The organism is Gammaproteobacteria bacterium (genome assembly GCA_016199745.1).
GTDB lineage: Bacteria > Pseudomonadota > Gammaproteobacteria > Acidiferrobacterales > Sulfurifustaceae > JACQFZ01.
Map to the genome: position 1 here is coordinate 1 of JACQFZ010000065.1, position 17,620 is coordinate 17,620.

The 17,620-nt window shown below is 58.9% G+C and carries 14 protein-coding genes and 1 tRNA gene; all 15 read left to right on the forward strand.

The features are described 5' to 3' along the window. A partial coding sequence (locus tag HY308_16875) for an elongation factor Tu (protein ID MBI3899946.1) occupies positions 1-139 on the forward strand: 139 nt, incomplete at its 5' end. Positions 140-233: 94 nt separating this feature from the next. After that, positions 234-1,745 (forward strand): fumarate hydratase, encoded by a 1,512-nt coding sequence (locus tag HY308_16880; GenBank protein MBI3899947.1) that lies wholly within the window; start codon positions 234-236, stop codon positions 1,743-1,745. Positions 1,746-1,766: 21 nt separating this feature from the next. Continuing rightward, a tRNA-Trp gene (locus HY308_16885) sits at positions 1,767-1,842 on the forward strand. 28 nt (positions 1,843-1,870) lie between these two features. Beyond that, on the forward strand, positions 1,871-2,218 hold the full coding sequence (gene secE / locus HY308_16890) for a preprotein translocase subunit SecE (GenBank protein MBI3899948.1): 348 nt from the start codon (positions 1,871-1,873) through the stop codon (positions 2,216-2,218). 10 nt (positions 2,219-2,228) lie between these two features. Next, entirely contained in the window at positions 2,229-2,756 is a 528-nt protein-coding gene (gene nusG / locus HY308_16895; GenBank protein MBI3899949.1) for a transcription termination/antitermination protein NusG, read from the forward strand. Between the two features lie 64 nt (positions 2,757-2,820). Continuing rightward, entirely contained in the window at positions 2,821-3,255 is a 435-nt protein-coding gene (gene rplK / locus HY308_16900; GenBank protein MBI3899950.1) for a 50S ribosomal protein L11, read from the forward strand. A 1-nt stretch (position 3,256) separates the two neighbouring features. Next, complete coding sequence (gene rplA, locus HY308_16905; GenBank protein MBI3899951.1) at positions 3,257-3,946, forward strand: 50S ribosomal protein L1; 690 nt, start codon at positions 3,257-3,259, stop codon at positions 3,944-3,946. A gap of 359 nt (positions 3,947-4,305) precedes the next feature. Next, positions 4,306-4,830, forward strand: a complete 525-nt coding sequence (gene rplJ, locus HY308_16910; protein ID MBI3899952.1) for a 50S ribosomal protein L10 — start codon at positions 4,306-4,308, stop codon at positions 4,828-4,830. Positions 4,831-4,868: 38 nt separating this feature from the next. Then, complete coding sequence (rplL, locus tag HY308_16915) at positions 4,869-5,243, forward strand: 50S ribosomal protein L7/L12 (protein ID MBI3899953.1); 375 nt, start codon at positions 4,869-4,871, stop codon at positions 5,241-5,243. Positions 5,244-5,500: 257 nt separating this feature from the next. After that, the gene (rpoB, locus tag HY308_16920; protein MBI3899954.1) at positions 5,501-9,598 is read left to right on the forward strand and encodes a DNA-directed RNA polymerase subunit beta; all 4,098 of its coding nucleotides are present in this window, start codon (positions 5,501-5,503) and stop codon (positions 9,596-9,598) included. A gap of 100 nt (positions 9,599-9,698) precedes the next feature. Further along, the gene (gene rpoC, locus HY308_16925) at positions 9,699-13,913 is read left to right on the forward strand and encodes a DNA-directed RNA polymerase subunit beta' (GenBank protein MBI3899955.1); all 4,215 of its coding nucleotides are present in this window, start codon (positions 9,699-9,701) and stop codon (positions 13,911-13,913) included. Positions 13,914-14,257: 344 nt separating this feature from the next. Beyond that, on the forward strand, positions 14,258-14,632 hold the full coding sequence (gene rpsL, locus HY308_16930; protein ID MBI3899956.1) for a 30S ribosomal protein S12: 375 nt from the start codon (positions 14,258-14,260) through the stop codon (positions 14,630-14,632). Positions 14,633-14,782: 150 nt separating this feature from the next. Beyond that, complete coding sequence (rpsG, locus tag HY308_16935) at positions 14,783-15,253, forward strand: 30S ribosomal protein S7 (GenBank protein MBI3899957.1); 471 nt, start codon at positions 14,783-14,785, stop codon at positions 15,251-15,253. Between the two features lie 46 nt (positions 15,254-15,299). After that, positions 15,300-17,402, forward strand: coding sequence for an elongation factor G (fusA, locus tag HY308_16940; GenBank protein ID MBI3899958.1), 2,103 nt, complete (start codon positions 15,300-15,302; stop codon positions 17,400-17,402). 71 nt (positions 17,403-17,473) lie between these two features. Then, on the forward strand, positions 17,474-17,620 hold a 147-nt coding region (gene tuf / locus HY308_16945), incomplete at its 3' end, for an elongation factor Tu (GenBank protein ID MBI3899959.1).

Below are 17,620 nucleotides of genomic sequence, written 5' to 3' on the forward strand. Positions count from 1 at the left end.
GATGGTCATGCCGGGAGACAACATCAAAGTTGTCGTCTCCCTCATTGCCCCGATCGCCATGGAGCAAGGCCTGCGCTTCGCAATTCGCGAAGGCGGCCGGACCGTGGGTGCGGGTGTTGTAGCGAAGGTGGTGGAGTAACAGGACCGGAAACCGGTTGCCGTTATCGTTGATTTTTCTCGCCCGCTTCGGCAGTCATGTCTGAGCGGGCGTCGGTGTCGTTAACGAAAGCACCATGACAACGATCAAACAGCAAGACGTTATCCAGAGCATTAAGGATGCGTTGCAGTACATCTCGTACTACCACCCGATGGATTACATCGAGGCGTTAGGCGAGGCATACGAAGCCGAAGAGTCGCCAGCGGCGCGCGATGCAATCGCGCAGATCCTGACGAACTCGCGCATGTGCGCCGAGGGACATCGACCGATTTGCCAGGACACTGGCATCGTTGTCGTGTTTCTCAAGGTTGGCATGAACGTGCGCTGGGAAGCGACGATGTCGGTCGAGGAGATGGTGAACGAAGGCGTTCGTCAGGCGTATCTCGATCCAGATAATAAGTTGCGCGCCTCGATCATTAATGATCCGGCGGGCAAGCGGAAGAACACCGGCGATAACACGCCGGCCGTGATCCACTTTGAAATCGTCCCGGGCGACACCATTGAGGTGATGCTGGCGGCGAAAGGCGGTGGATCCGAGAACAAATCGAAGTTCGTGATGCTGAATCCGTCCGATTCGATCGTGGACTGGGTGTTGAAGACGGTACCAACGATGGGTGCCGGTTGGTGTCCGCCGGGGATGCTCGGCATTGGCATCGGTGGCACTGCCGAAAAGGCAATGGTGCTGGCCAAAGAATCGTTGATGGAACCGATCGATATCCAGGCGCTCAAACAGCGCGGGCCATCGAACCGGGCCGAAGAACTGCGGCTCGAACTGTACGAAAAGGTAAACGCGCTCGGCATCGGTGCGCAGGGACTCGGCGGTTTATCGACCGTGCTCGATGTAAAGGTGCGCGAATATTCGACGCATGCGGCCAGTTTGCCGGTAGCGATGATTCCGAACTGCGCGGCCACACGGCACGCGCATTTTGTATTGGATGGCAGTGGACCGGCGCAGCTCGATCCGCCGGATCTGAGTAAGTGGCCCAAGGTTGAATGGGCGCCATCCCCCGCGGCGCGGCGTGTGCAGTTGGATACGTTGACGCGCGAACAGGTGGCGGCGTGGCAGCCAGGTGAACGGCTGTTGTTGTCGGGCAAGTTGCTGACGGGGCGCGATGCGGCTCATAAGCGACTGGTCGACATGATTAGCAAAGGCGAGAAGCTGCCGGTTGATTTTGCGAACCGGGTTATCTATTACGTCGGCCCGGTCGATCCAGTGCGCGATGAGGTCGTGGGTCCGGCGGGTCCGACTACCGCAACGCGTATGGATAAGTTTACCGACACGTTGTTGGCGCACACCGGGCTAATTGCCATGGTCGGCAAGGCCGAACGTGGACCGGTGGCGATTGAATCGATCAAACGGCACAAGGCGGCTTACTTGATGGCTGTTGGTGGCGCCGCTTATTTAGTTTCGAAAGCGATCCGCGCGGCACGCGTGGTGGCGTTTAAAGAGTTGGGCATGGAGGCAATTTACGAATTTGAAGTGACAGGTATGCCGGTGACCGTCGCGGTCGATGCGAATGGGACATCGGTGCATCAAACCGGCCCGGAAGAATGGCGTAAGCGGATCGGCAAGATCAAGGTTGCGTAGTAGAGCAAAGCAGTTAGATACAGGCCAGTAGCTCAATTGGCAGAGCGGCGGTCTCCAAAACCGCAGGTTGGGGGTTCGATTCCCTCCTGGCCTGCCACTTATTTAGGCAGCGCTGAAAGTTACAGATGACAGACAAGATAAAAATCGCTTTTGCGGTGCTTGCGCTCGCCCTCGGCATTGGCGCCTTTTATTACTTCGATACCCAACTGGCCATCGTCCGCGTGTTGATGGTGTTGGGCGGGTTTGCGGTGGCTATCGCTATTGGTTATCCCACCGACATGGGGCGCAGTCTTTGGGAGTTTCTTAAGGCAGCACGCGTCGAGTTGCGTAAAGTCGTATGGCCGACCAATAAAGAGACCATGCAGATGACTCTGGTGGTGTTCACGATGGTGGTATTGGTCGCGCTGTTCTTATGGATCGTTGACTGGAGTCTGCGAAAGATCGTGTTTGCATTGGTTGGAACGGGGGCCTGAGATGAGCGGGATGCGTTGGTACGTTGTACATGCCTACTCGGGTTTCGAGAAGCACGTTGCCCGGTCGTTGCGTGAGCACATCCGCATCGCCAGCATGGAAGACAAGTTCGGCGAGATCCTGGTGCCGACCGAAGAAGTGGTCGAAATGAAAAGCGGCCAGAAGCGCACCAGTGAGCGCAAATTTTTCCCCGGCTACGTGCTGGTGAAAATGGAGATGAGCGACGAGACCTGGCACTTGGTGAAGAACGTGCCGAAGGTCAGCGGCTTCATCGGCGGCTCCGGCACCCGGCCGACGCCGATCACCGACAAAGAAGCCGACGCCATCATGCGCCAAGTGCAGGAAGGCGTGGAAAAGCCGCGGCCGAAGTTCTCGTTCGCCGCTGGCGAGCAAGTACGCGTGATCGATGGGCCGTTCCAGGATTTCAACGGCACGGTCGAAGATGTCAATTATGAAAAGGCGAAGTTGAAGGTTTCAGTTTCCATCTTCGGCCGCATGACGCCGGTGGAATTGGACTTCTCGCAGGTCGAGAAGGCGTAGTTTTATTTCGTAACTAACCGCGGGGAGGCCGCCAACGGCCGTTTGCACCCGTTAGGAGTCAACAGTGGCAAAGAAGGTAACTGCATATATCAAGTTGCAGGTGCCGGCCGGCTCAGCGAATCCTTCGCCGCCGATCGGTCCCGCGTTGGGTCAGCACGGCCTCAATATCATGGAGTTCTGCAAGCAGTTCAACGCGCAGACGCAGAAGATGGAGAAGGGCTTGCCGACACCGGTGATCATCACCGTGTTCAGCGACAAGAGCTTCACCTTCATCATGAAGACGCCGCCGGCGACCGTCCTTATTAAGAAGGCGATCGGTCTGGAGAAAGGCTCGCCGATTCCGAACAAGAACAAGGTCGGCAAGATTACGCGTAAGCAACTTGAAGAAATCGCAAAAGTAAAAATGCCCGATTTGAATTGCCATGGTGATCTCGAAGCCGCCGTGCGCATCATCGCCGGCAGCGCCCGTCAAATGGGCGTCGACGTGGAGGGCCTCTAACATGGCGCACATTGGAAAACGTATTAAGGCGCAGCGCGCCAAGTTCGACGCCGTGAAGACCTACGCGATCGACGAAGCGCTCAAGCTGTTGAAGACGACGGCGTCGGCCAAGTTCGACGAGTCGGTTGATGTCGCGATCAACCTCGGTATCGATGCGAAGAAGTCCGATCAAACCGTGCGTGGCACGGCAGTGATGCCGCGCGGCACCGGTAAGAAGGTGCGCATCGCCGTGTTCGCCGAAGGCGCTGCCGCCGAAGCTGCGAAGAAAGCCGGTGCCGATATCGTCGGCTTTCAAGATTTGGCCGATCGCATCAAGGCCGGTCAGATCGACTTCGACCTCGTGATTGCGACACCGGAAGCGATGAAGATCGTCGGTGGTCTCGGTCAGATCCTTGGTCCCCGTGGCCTCATGCCGAACCCGAAGGTCGGCACCGTGACGCCGAACGTGGCGAAGGCGGTCGAGGGTGCGAAGGCCGGACAGGCGCAATACCGCGCCGACAAGGCCGGCATCGTCCATTGCGCGATCGGTAAGGCCTCGTTCGAAGCGGACGCGTTGAAGGAAAACTTCCAGTCGCTGATGGCGGCGGTGAACAAATCCAAGCCGGCGACGGCGAAGGGCGCGTACATCAAGAAGATCACGTTATCGACGACGATGGGGCCGGGAATTCGGCTGGAGACGTCGGGGGTGTAATTTTTTCCCCCTCTCCCTCCGGGAGAGGGGTGGGGGTGAGGGAAATTTGGCACGGGGCGAACCTTTGCCTCCCTCACCCCGTCCCTCTCCCGGTGGGAGAGGGGGAGTTGGAGCGCGCTGATGCGCGACTTGTATTAACGAACTTTGGGACGCCGCGCAGTTTGTTTCCTGCACTGGCGTACGTCAAAGACCGCAGGCGCCAACGCGTGCAGCACGACGCTAAGGCTTAATCGGAGCAATCCGCCAGCGCAGACGGTGGTCCTGAAAACAGGATTCGCTTTTCCTGATGACGGTCACCGTGATTCTAGTTGTCGAGTTAGTAGGTTTTATGAAACCGAACGCTCTCACGGAGGGCTCGCATGAGTCTAAATATTGAGCAAAAGAAGGTGGTGGTCGCCGAAGTGTCCGAGCAGTTCAAGGGCGCGCAGGCGGCATTGATCGCCGAGTACCGCGGCTTGACCGTGGCGCAGATGACGGAGCTCCGCAAACGAGCGCGGCAGTCCGACATCTATGTTCGCGTCGTCAAAAACACGTTGGCCCGCCGCGCGGTCGAGGGTTCGAGCTTCGAGTGCATGAAGGACCAGTTCATCGGTCCGTTGGCGCTCGCGATCTCGAAGGACCCGGTCGCCGTGGCCAAGGTGTTGTCGGAGTTCGCGAAGGACAACGACAAGCTGAAGATCCGTGCTGGCGCTATGAGCGGCAAGCTCATGTCGATCGCGCAGGTCCAGGCGTTGGCGAAGTTGCCGTCGCGCGAGCAGTTGCTCGCGACCTTGGCGGGTACGTTGCAGGCCCCGATCGTGAAGTTCGCCCGTACCTTGAACGAGGTGCCGACGAAGTTCGTCCGGGCGCTGGCGGCCGTACGCGATGCGAAGTCCGCTGCCTAACATTTTTTTAAGTTAAAGACTGAATCAGGAGAGTAATCATGGCCGTTTCTAAAGAAGACATTTTGAATAGCATCGCCAGCATGTCCGTGCTCGAGCTGTCGGAGTTGATCAAGGACATCGAAGGCAAGTTCGGCGTGTCCGCCGCTGCTGCCGTCGCCGTTGCCGCCCCGGTTGGTGCCGTTGCCGCCCCAGCCGAAGTGAAGAACGAATTCGACGTCGTTCTCACGGCCTCGGGCGACAACAAGGTTTCTGTGATTAAGGCGGTTCGCGCCGTCACCACTTTGGGCCTGAAGGAAGCGAAGGACTTGGTTGAGTCCGCGCCGGCGACCGTGAAGGAAGCTGTGCCGAAGGCCGATGCCGAGAAGATGAAGAAAGAGCTCGAAGCGGCCGGTGCCAAGGTCGAACTGAAGTAATTTGTGGCTGTCTTATTGCCCTCAAGCATGAGGGATTAATCGGCGAGGCCGGCGCGTATAGCGCCGGCCATCGCCTTTTGTCGTAAGCGAAAACGGGTGGCGCCCACGGATATTGGGCGCCGCGCAGAGTGAGTGCAGAAGCGCTGCTCTGTTAAGCGAGTCGGGGCCGATTGCCACGACCGCAGGGCGCACAGGTCCAGGACGGACGTTGTGCGTTTGTTAAACCGGCGCATTACACGACGCCAAGAGGAAAGCTAATGTCCTATTCATTCACCGAGAAGAAACTCATCCGCAAGAACTTCGGCAAACGTCCGAGCATTCTGCGGGTGCCGTACCTGCTCGCGATTCAAAAGGACTCCTATCGCCAGTTCCTGCAGGCGGATACGCCGCCGGAGCAGCGCATCGATCAGGGGTTGCAGGCGGCGTTCAAGAGCGTGTTTCCGATCGAGTCGTATAACGGCAACGCCGCGCTCGAGTTCGTGAGCTATCGGCTGGGTCATCCGCCGTTCGACGTGAAGGAATGCCAACAGCGCGGGCTTATCTACGCAGCGCCGTTGCGGGTGTTGGTGCGCTTGGTGGTGTTCGATAAGGACGAGAGCACCGGCATGAAGTCGGTGCGCGATATCAAAGAACAAGAAGTCTACATGGGCGAAATTCCGCTCATGACCGACAACGGCACGTTCATCATCAACGGTACCGAGCGCGTCATCGTCTCGCAGCTGCACCGTTCGCCGGGCGTGTTCTTCGAACACGATTACGGCAAGACGCATTCGTCCGGCAAGCTGTTGTTCTCGGCGCGCGTGATTCCGTACCGCGGTTCGTGGCTCGACTTCGAGTTCGATCCGAAGGACAACCTCTACGTCCGTATCGACCGTCGCCGCAAGTTACCCGGCACGATCCTGCTGCGCGCGCTCGGCATGCACACGCCGGAGATCCTGCAGACCTTCTTCGAGATGGATACCTGGACGCTGACAAAGAACGAAGTGCGTCTGGAACTGATCCCAAACCGCCTGCGCGGCGTGCAAGCGGATTTTGAGATCAAGACGCCGAAGGGCGAAGTGCTGGTCGAGGCTGGCCGCCGCATCACCGGTCGTCACGTCCGCGAATTGGAAAAGGCGAAGTTGAAGCACCTGGTGGTGCCGCCGACCTTCATGAGCGGTCGTTCGCTCGGCGAAGATATCGTCAACACGACCACCGGCGAGCTGTTGGCGCAGGCCAACGAGCTGGTCACTGAAGACCAGGTCGAGAAGCTGATTAAGGTCGGCATAGAGACCGTCAAGACCATCTACACCAACGAGCTCGATCGCGGTCCGTTCATCTCCGACACCTTGCGCCTCGATCCGACGCGCGACGCGCTCGAAGCGCAGATCGAAATCTACCGCATGATGCGGCCGGGCGAGCCGCCGACAAAAGATGCGGCGCAGACGTTGTTCAACAATTTGTTCTTCAGTTCCGACCGTTACGACCTGTCGGCTGTCGGTCGCATGAAGTTTAACCGTCGCGTCGGTCGCAGCACCGACGAAGGCCCGGGCATTCTCACGAAAGAGGACATCATCGATGCGATGAAGATCCTCATCAGTTTGAAGAACGGCCAGGGCGAGATCGACGACATCGATCACCTCGGTAACCGCCGCGTGCGTTCGGTCGGCGAGCTCGCCGAGAACCAATTCCGCGTCGGCCTCGTGCGCGTCGAGCGTGCCGTGAAGGAACGCCTGGCGTTGGCCGAAAGTGAAGGCTTGATGCCGCAGGAGTTGATCAACGCCAAGCCGGTATCGGCGGTGGTGAAGGAGTTCTTCGGTTCGAGCCAGCTGTCGCAGTTCATGGATCAAACCAATCCGCTGTCGGAAGTCACGCACAAGCGTCGCGTCTCCGCGCTTGGACCTGGTGGCTTGACGCGCGAGCGTGCCGGCTTCGAAGTGCGCGACGTGCATCCGACTCACTACGGTCGCGTGTGCCCGATCGAAACGCCGGAAGGCCCGAACATTGGCCTGATCAATTCGCTCGCCGTGTACGCGCGCACCAACGAATACGGCTTCCTCGAGACGCCGTATCGTAAGGTTAACAGTGGTCGCGTCACCGACGACGTGCATTACCTGTCGGCGATCGAAGAAAGTAAATTTATGATCGCGCAGGCGAACGCCGGCCTCGATAGCCACGGCCGCTTGGTCGACGAATTGGTATCGTGCCGTAACCGCAACGAGTTCATGCTCTCGACGCCCGACAAGGTCGAGTACATGGACGTCGCGCCGTCGCAGATCGTGTCGGTCGCGGCCGCGTTGATTCCGTTCCTCGAGCACGATGACGCGAACCGCGCGTTGATGGGCTCGAACATGCAACGCCAAGCGGTGCCGACGTTGCGCACCGAGAAGCCGTTGGTCGGCACCGGCATCGAGCGCATCTGCGCCATCGATTCCGGCTCGACCGTGTCGGCCAAGCGCGGCGGCGTCGTCGACTCGGTCGATGCCTCGCGCGTGGTCGTGCGTGTGCACGACGACGAGACCAAGGCCGGTGAAGTCGGCGTCGACATTTACAACCTTATTAAGTACACGCGCTCGAACCAGAACACCAACATCAACCAGCGTCCGCTGGTGAAAGTCGGTGACGTCATCGCCAAGACCGACGTGCTGGCCGACGGTCCGTCGACCGACATGGGCGAGCTGGCACTGGGACGCAACATCCTGGTCGCGTTCATGCCGTGGAACGGTTACAACTTCGAAGACTCGATTTTGATCTCGGAGCGTGTGGTCGAGCAGGATTACTTCACGACCATTCATATCGAAGAGCTGCAGACCGTGGCTCGCGATACGAAACTGGGGCCCGAAGAAATCACGCGCGATATTCCGAACGTCGGTGAAGCCGCGCTCAACAAGCTCGACGAATCCGGCATCGTTTACATCGGCGCCGAAGTCGACGCCGGCGACATCCTCGTCGGTAAGGTCACGCCGAAGGGCGAAACCCAGCTGACCCCGGAAGAGAAGCTGTTGCGCGCGATCTTCGGCGAGAAGGCGTCCGACGTTAAGGACACTTCGCTGCGCGTTCCGTCCGGCATTTCCGGTACGGTCATCGACGTGCAGGTGTTCACGCGCGAAGGCGTCGAGAAAGACGCGCGTGCCCGCAGCAACGAAGAGGCCGAGCTCGCGCGTATCCGTAAGGATTTGGACGACCAATACCGCATCGTCGAAGACGACGCGTTCGCGCGTTTGGAACGTCAGATCACCGGCAAGCAGGCCGACGGCGGTCCGAACAATCTGAAGAGCGGCGACAAGATCACCAAGGAATATCTGGCCGAGTTGCCGTTGCGCAGCAAGTGGTTCGATATTCGTCTGCGTAGTGAAGAAGCGGCACAGGCGCTGGAACAGATCCGCGTTTATCTTGCGAAGCAGAAAGAGCTGTTCGACCAGCGCTTCACCGAGAAGAAGGTGAAGCTGACCTCGGGCGACGACCTCGCCCCGGGCGTGCTGAAGATGGTGAAGGTGTACGTCGCTGTTAAGCGTCGCCTGCAGCCCGGCGACAAGATGGCCGGTCGCCACGGTAACAAGGGTGTTATCTCGCGCATCGTACCGATCGAAGACATGCCGCACATGGCGGACGGCCGTCCGGTCGACGTCGTACTGAACCCGCTCGGCGTGCCGTCGCGTATGAACGTCGGCCAAGTGCTCGAGTGTCATTTGGGCTGGGCCGCGGCCGAGATCGGCGCCAAGATCGGCAAGATGCTCGACGAGTATCGCGCCGAAGAGCGCAAGCTCGACGACGTGCGCAAGATGATCGACAAGGTCTACAACCAGACCGGTGGCCGTAAGGAAGACATCAAGTCGTTGACCGATCCGGAAATCATCGAGCTGGCGCACAACCTGCGCAAGGGCTTGCCGGTAGCGACGCCGGTGTTCGAGGGCGCGTCCGAAGAGGAAATCCGCACGCTGCTCGCGCTCGCCGATTTACCGCAATCCGGGCAGACGACGCTGTACGACGGCCGCAGTGGTGAGGCGTTCGATCGGCCGGTCACGGTCGGTTACATGTACATCCTGAAGCTGAATCACTTGGTCGACGACAAGATGCACGCACGTTCGACCGGTCCGTACTCGCTGGTGACGCAGCAGCCGTTGGGTGGTAAAGCTCAGTTCGGTGGCCAACGTTTCGGTGAAATGGAAGTGTGGGCGCTTGAGGCCTACGGCGCGGGTTACACGCTACAAGAGATGCTCACCGTTAAATCGGATGACGTCACCGGCCGTACCAAGATGTTCGAGAACATCGTCAAGGGCGATCACCGCATGGAGGCCGGCATGCCCGAGTCCTTCAATGTGTTGGTGAAGGAAATCCGCGCGCTTGGCATCGACATCGAGCTCGAGCAGGAATAAGCCCACCTATTATCTCCCCTGCGTAGCGGGGGAGGGATTGGGTTGGGGCGTTTAGGCAGGTACTAATTTCAGTTACTGACTCATAAGTCAGGAGACGACATTGAAAGACTTATTCAATCTCTTCAAGCAGCCGGGTAAGAACGAAGACTTCGATTCCATTCGCATCGGTCTCGCTTCGCCCGAGAAGATCCGTTCATGGTCCTACGGCGAAGTGAAGAAGCCGGAGACCATCAACTACCGCACGTTCAAGCCGGAACGCGATGGCTTGTTCTGCGCCAAGATCTTCGGACCGGTGAAGGACTATGAGTGCTTGTGCGGTAAGTACAAGCGCCTGAAGCACCGCGGCGTGATCTGCGAGAAGTGCGGCGTCGAAGTGACGCTCTCCAAAGTGCGCCGCGAGCGCATGGGCCACATCGAGCTCGCGAGTCCGGTCGCGCACATCTGGTTCCTGAAGTCGCTGCCGTCGCGTATGGGCCTGATCCTCGACATGACGCTGCGTGACATCGAGCGCGTGTTGTACTTCGAAGCCTACGTCGTCATCGAGCCGGGTATGACGCCGCTCGAGAAGAGCACGTTGCTGTCGGAAGACGCCTACCTCAACGCCATCGAGCAATACGGCGATGAGTTCGACGCACGCATGGGCGCGGAAGCGATTCGCGACCTGATGAAGTCGATCAACCTCGGCGAGGAAGTGAACAAGCTGCGCGGCGAATTGGCCGACACCACCTCCGAGACCAAGATCAAGAAGCTGACCAAGCGCCTCAAGGTCCTTGAAGCGTTCTTATATTCTGGTAATAAGCCGGAATGGATGGTGCTCGAAATCCTGCCGGTGCTACCGCCGGAATTGCGACCGCTGGTGCCGCTCGACGGCGGCCGGTTCGCCACCTCGGATTTGAACGATCTCTATCGTCGCGTCATCAACCGTAACAACCGTTTGAAGCGTCTGCTCGACCTGAACGCGCCGGACATCATCGTCCGCAACGAAAAGCGCATGTTGCAGGAAGCCGTGGACGCGTTGCTCGACAACGGTCGCCGCGGCAAGGCGATCACCGGCGCCAACAAGCGCCAGCTGAAGTCGCTCGCCGACATGATCAAGGGCAAGCAAGGCCGGTTCCGTCAGAACCTGCTCGGCAAGCGCGTCGACTACTCAGGCCGTTCGGTCATCGTCGTCGGCCCGACGCTGCGTCTGCACCAGTGCGGCCTGCCGAAGAAGATGGCGCTCGAACTCTTCAAGCCGTTTATCTTCCACAAGCTCGAAGCCCGTGGTCTCGCGACCACGATCAAGGCGGCGAAGAAGATGGTCGAAGCCGCCGGCCCGGAAGTCTGGGACATCCTCGAAGAAGTCATCCGCGAACATCCGGTGCTGTTGAACCGCGCACCGACGTTGCATCGCCTGGGCATCCAGGCGTTCGAGCCGGTATTGATCGAAGGTAAAGCGATCCAGCTGCATCCGCTGGTATGCGCGCCGTACAACGCCGACTTCGACGGTGACCAAATGGCGGTGCACATCCCGCTGTCGGTCGAGGCGCAGCTCGAAGCGCGCGCGTTGATGATGTCGACCAACAACATCCTGTCGCCCGCTAACGGCGACCCGATCATCGTGCCGTCGCAAGACATCGTCTTGGGCCTGTACTTCATGACGCGTTCGCGCATCAACGTGCCCGGCGAAGGCAAAATCTTTGCCGACATCGCTGAAGTGCACCGCGCCTACGAAAGCCGCCAGGTCTCGCTACACGCGCGCATCAAGGTGCGTATCCGCGAAGCGCTGATGACGGAAGACGGCCCACAGCCGGAGACGTTTAAGATTTACGACACCACCGTCGGCCGCGCGTTGCTGTCCGAAATTCTGCCCGAAGGCATGCCGTTCGAGCAGATCAACCGCGAGCTCAAGAAGAAATCGATTTCCGAGCTTATCAACGGTTGCTATCGCCGCGTTGGTTTGAAGGCGAGCGTAATCTTCGCTGACCGATTGATGTATACCGGTTTTGCTTACGCGACCCGCGCTGGTATTTCGATCGGTGTCGACGACATGCTCACGCCAGCCGAGAAATCGTCAATCATTGGCGAGGCTGAAGGCGAAGTTAAGAGCATTCAGAACCAATATGCCTCGGGTCTACTCACCGATGGCGAACGTTACAATAAGGTCGTCGACATCTGGACTCACACGTCGGAACGTGTGGCCAAGTCGATGATGGAACAGCTCGGCAGCGAACAAGTCCTCGACGCCGATGGCAAGACCGTCAAGCAAGATTCGTTCAACTCGATCTACATGATGGCCGACTCCGGCGCCCGCGGTAGTGCGGCGCAGATTCGTCAGCTTGCCGGTATGCGCGGCCTGATGGCGAAGCCGGACGGCTCGATCATCGAGACGCCGATCACGGCGAACTTCCGCGAAGGTTTGAACGTGTTGCAGTACTTTATTTCGACGCACGGCGCGCGTAAGGGCTTGGCCGATACCGCGTTGAAGACCGCGAACTCCGGTTACCTGACGCGGCGCTTGGTCGACGTTTGCCAAGACCTCGTTGTCACCGAAGATGATTGCGGCACGACCCAGGGCGTCACCAAGTCGGCGTTGGTCGAAGGTGGCGAAATCGTTATTGCGCTGCGTGATCGTATTCTCGGCCGCGTGGTTATCGGTGACATCCTCGATCCGAGCGACGACAAAAACATCCTTGTGCCGGACGTGACGATGATCGACGAGAAGTTGGTCACGTTGCTCGAAGAGCGTCATATCGACCAAGTGTTGGTGCGTTCGCCGGTGACCTGCGAGACGCGTTACGGTGTGTGCCGTAAATGCTACGGCCGTGACCTCGGCCGCGGTCATATCGCCAACATGGGCGAGGCTGTCGGCGTCATCGCCGCGCAGTCTATCGGTGAGCCGGGCACGCAGTTGACGATGCGTACGTTCCATATCGGTGGTGCCGCATCGCGTGCCGCCGCTATCTCGCGCATCGAAGTGAAGACCACCGGTGTCGCCCGTTTAAAGAACATCAAGCTGGTGAAGCACGCGAGCGGCAACCACGTCGCCGTGTCGCGTTCCGGCGAGCTGATCATTCAAGACGATCAGGGCCGCAACCGCGAACGTTATAAGGTGCCGTTCGGTGCCGTGTTGTCGGTTGGGGATGGCTCGAAGGTCAAAGCTGGCGCGGTCGTTGCCAACTGGGATCCGCATACCCATCCGATCATCACCGAAGTGGCCGGTAAGGTCACTTTCAGCGATCTGATCGACGGCGTCACTGTTAATAAGCAAACCGACGAAATCACCGGTCTCTCGACCTACGTCGTGCTCGACGCTAAGCACCGCAGTGGTGCGAAGGACATTCGCCCCGTTATTACGTTGGTCGACAACAAGGGCAAGCCGGTCAGCATTCCGGGCACCGAGATTCCGGCAAAGTACATGCTGCCGCCGGGCGCAATCATCACCGTCGAAGACGGCGCCAAAGTTGGCGTCGGCGACGTGTTGGCGCGTATTCCGCAGGAAGTTTCGAAGACGCGCGACATCACCGGCGGTCTGCCGCGTGTCGCCGAGTTGTTCGAAGCGCGTAAACCGAAGGATGCCGCGATCTTGGCCGAGGTCAGCGGTGTCGTCAGCTTCGGTAAAGACACCAAGGGCAAACAGCGCCTAGTCATCACCGACAAGCAAGGCTCGGATCATGAATACCTGATCCCGAAGGGCCGCCATATCACCGTATTCGAAGGTGAGTCGGTCGAGCAGGGCGACGTCATCGTCGAGGGTGCGCCGGTCGCGTCCGACATCCTGCGGTTGTTGGGTGCCGAAGCGTTGACCAATTACATCGTCGACGAAGTGCAGGACGTTTACCGTCTGCAGGGCGTGAAGATCAACGACAAGCACATCGAAGTGATCGTGCGACAGATGTTGCGCAAGGTGAAAATCCTCGTTGCCGGCGACACCCGGTTCTTGCCGGGCGAGCAGGTCGAGCGGGCGCGGCTGTTGGAAGAGAACGAGGAAGTCAGTCTGAACAAGAAGCAGGAAGCCACTTTCGAGCCGGTACTCCTGGGTATCACCAAGGCGTCGCTGTCGACCGAGTCGTTCATCTCGGCGGCGTCGTTCCAGGAAACCACCCGCGTTCTTACCGAAGCGGCCATCACCGGCAAGCACGACCTGCTGCGTGGCCTGAAGGAAAACGTCATTGTCGGTCGCTTGATCCCGGCCGGTACCGGCTTGGCGCACCACCAAGAGCGTCGACGCCAGCGGGGCGAGGCCAAAGAAGAAGCACGCCAGCTGGAACGTTCGTTGACCCCCAGAGTGCGGGCGCCGCGGACGGAAAGTGGCGAAGAGGCGGTAGGTACTTAAAAATGGGCAAGTCCCCGTCCCACTGAATGGGGCAGAGTAAGTATGCCTGGTTTTGGTGCGCCAGTTAGAATAGGTAGAACCAGTTAGAATAGGTAGGAATGGACTAGGAGGGATCAATAACCCCTCCGTTTCCCTCTTCCATAAGGGTAGTGGGGGACGCTGAGTAGTTACCAGGCTCAGTTATTCCATCTGTAGCGGTTTATATGCACGATTTGCTTGACAGCTTTTAGGCACGTCCATAGAATCGCGCCCCTCGTACAGGCCGGCAGGTATCGGCCTGTTGTTTATTAAGAGTTTCTGAAAAAGTCCGTCCGTGGATTTTTTCTGGGTGGAGCAAGAATTAAATGCCGACGATCAATCAGTTGGTGCGCAAGCCCCGGCGCCAGGCGACCGAAAAATCCAAGGTCCCCGCGTTGCAGGGTAGCCCGCAGAAGCGTGGCGTGTGCACCCGCGTGTACACCACGACGCCGAAGAAGCCGAACTCGGCGCTCCGTAAGGTGGCCCGCGTGCGTCTTACCAATGGTTACGAAGTCACGACCTATATCGGTGGTGAAGGTCATAACCTGCAAGAGCACTCTGTCGTGTTAATTCGCGGCGGTCGTGTGAAGGACTTGCCGGGTGTGCGTTATCACACGGTGCGCGGTACCCTCGATACGGCGGGTGTTGCCGACCGTAAGCAGGGTCGTTCGAAGTACGGCGCGAAGCGCCCGAAGTCGTAAGTTTTCAGTACCCCGCTCTATCTATACATAGAGCGGGTTCAGGACCGGCCGCAGTCGGTTCAGTGAATCAAGATCGAGCGCCCCGCAACGGGCGTCCTTTCTCAAAAATTTGGTTAGGTCGACGCAGGAGTCCCGCAAGGGATTTGAGCCATGCCCAGAAGACGTGAAGTTCCGAAGCGTGTCATCACGCCGGACCCGAAGTATAAGAGCGAGACGCTCGCCAAGTTCATGAATGTCGTCATGCGTGACGGCAAGAAATCGACGGCTGAGCAGATCGTTTACGGCGCACTCGACACTCTGACGCAGCGCGGCAAGTCCGATCCGTTGGCGCTGTTCAACCAGGCGATCGACAACGTTCGGCCGATGGTTGAAGTCAAAAGCCGTCGCGTCGGCGGCGCCACCTACCAAGTCCCCGTTGAAGTCCGTTCCAAGCGTCAGTTGGCGTTGGCCATGCGCTGGGTTGTCGACGCCGCGCGCACGCGTGGCGGCAAGTCGATGGGCACGCGCTTGGCAGACGAATTAGTCGACGCTTCGGAAAAGCGCGGCAATGCCGTGAAGAAGCGCGAAGACGTTCACCGGATGGCCGAAGCTAACAAGGCTTTCTCGCACTACCGCTGGTAGTTCGAAACCGTTCTTTTATATATAGATAGGATTGAGGATCGCAGTCGTGGCACGCACAACCCCTATTGAGCGCTACCGCAATATCGGCATCATGGCCCATATTGACGCGGGTAAGACCACGACCACAGAGCGCATCCTGTTCTACACCGGCGTGTCGCATAAAATCGGTGAAGTTCATGAAGGCACGGCCGTCATGGATTGGATGGAGCAGGAACAAGAGCGCGGCATTACTATCACCTCGGCTGCCACCACTGCCTTCTGGAAAGGCATGGACGGCAAATTGCCGCAGCATCGTTTCAATATCATTGATACCCCGGGCCACGTCGACTTCACCATCGAAGTCGAGCGTTCGTTGCGCGTGCTCGACGGCGCGATCTTCGTGTTGTGCGCCGTCGGTGGCGTGCAGCCGCAGTCCGAGACCGTCTGGCGTCAAGCCAACCGTTACGGGGTTCCGCGCATCGCGTTCGTCAACAAGATGGACCGCGCCGGTGCCAACTTCCTGAATGTCGTCAGCCAGCTCGGCGAACGCCTGGGCGCTAACGCGGTTCCGGTCCAGCTGCCGATCGGCGCGGAAGAGACGTTCACGGGCGTGATCGACCTAGTCAAGATGAAGGCGATCTACTGGAGCGAAGAGAACCAGGGCATGAACTTCGAAGAGAAGGAAATCCCTGCTGAGCTTCAGAAAGCCGCGAAAGAGTGGCACGACAAAATGGTCGAAGCCGCTGCCGAAGCGAACGAAGCGCTCATGGAGAAATACCTGGGCGGCCAAGCGCTGACGCAAGAAGAAATTAAGTCGGGTCTGCGCGAACGCAACCTGAAGCTCGAGATCGTGCCGGTCCTTTGCGGCAGCGCGTTCAAGAACAAGGGCGTGCAAGCCGCGCTCGACGCCGTCATCGAATTCTTGCCGTCGCCGCTCGATCGCCCGGCGATCAAGGGCCATCTCGACGATAAAGACGGCACCGAATCCGAGCGTCACGCGTCCGACGAAGAGCCGTTCTCGGCCCTCGCCTTCAAAATCGCGACCGACCCGTTCGTTGGCGCGCTCACGTACATCCGCGTCTACTCCGGCGTATTGAATTCCGGCGATACCACGTATAACCCGGTTAAGGGCAAGAAAGAACGCATCGGTCGGTTGCTGCAGATGCACGCCAACCATCGTGACGAAATCAAAGAAGTCCGCGCCGGCGATATCGCCGCTTGCGTCGGCCTCAAAGACGTCACCACCGGCGAAACGCTGTGCGATCCCGACAAGGTTATCACCTTGGAGCGCATGGAATTCCCGGAGCCGGTGATTTCGCAGGCTGTCGAGCCGAAGACCAAGGCCGACCAAGAGAAGATGGGCATCGCGCTGCAGCGTTTGGCGCAGGAAGATCCGTCGTTCCGTGTCAGCACGGACGAGGAATCCGGCCAGACCATCATCTCCGGCATGGGCGAGCTGCATCTCGAAATCATCGTCGACCGCATGAAGCGCGAGTTCAGCGTTGAAGCGAATGTCGGCAAGCCGCAGGTCGCGTACCGCGAAACGATTCGCAAGTCGATCGACCAGGAATACCGCTTCGTCAAGCAGTCCGGTGGTCGCGGTCAGTACGGCCATGTCGTCATCAAGTTCGAGCCACAGACTGAAGTCGGCAAGGGTTTCGAATTCGTCGACGGCATCAAGGGCGGCGTGATTCCGCGCGAGTTTATTCCGGCCTGTAAGAAGGGCGTGGAAGAAGCGATGACCCGCGGTATCAAGTTCGGCTACCCGGTAGTCGACGTGAAGGCGACGTTGCATTACGGCTCGTACCACGAAGTCGACTCGAACGAAAACGCGTTCAAGATGGCGGCGATCCTGTGCTGGAAAGAAGCCGGTCCGAAAGGCGATCCGGTCCTGCTCGAGCCGATCATGGACGTCGAAGTCACTGTGCCGCCGGATTATCTCGGCAACATCATCGGCGACCTGAACTCGCGGCGCGGCATAATCATGAATCAAGAAGACGGCCACGGTGGCGTGAAGGTAATCCGCGCCGAAGTCCCGCTGGCGAACATGTTTGGTTATTCCACGGCGATGCGTTCCGCGACCCAAGGCCGCGCGACCTACACCATGGAATTCAAGAAGTACAATCCGGTTCCGGCGAACGTCGCCGAATCGATTTTGAAGAAAAGTTAACTGAGTGACTCGATGATCGGCGGTTTCTGCCGGTCGGGATTTAAAGTCGGATAAGCGTGAGGCATTGAGCTATGTCGAAGGAAAAATTCGAACGCACCAAACCCCATCTCAACGTTGGCACCATTGGCCACGTCGACCATGGCAAGACCACGTTAACCGCTGCCCTGACCAAGGTCTTGGCGTCGAAGTTTGGTGGCGAAGTCAAAGCATATGACCAA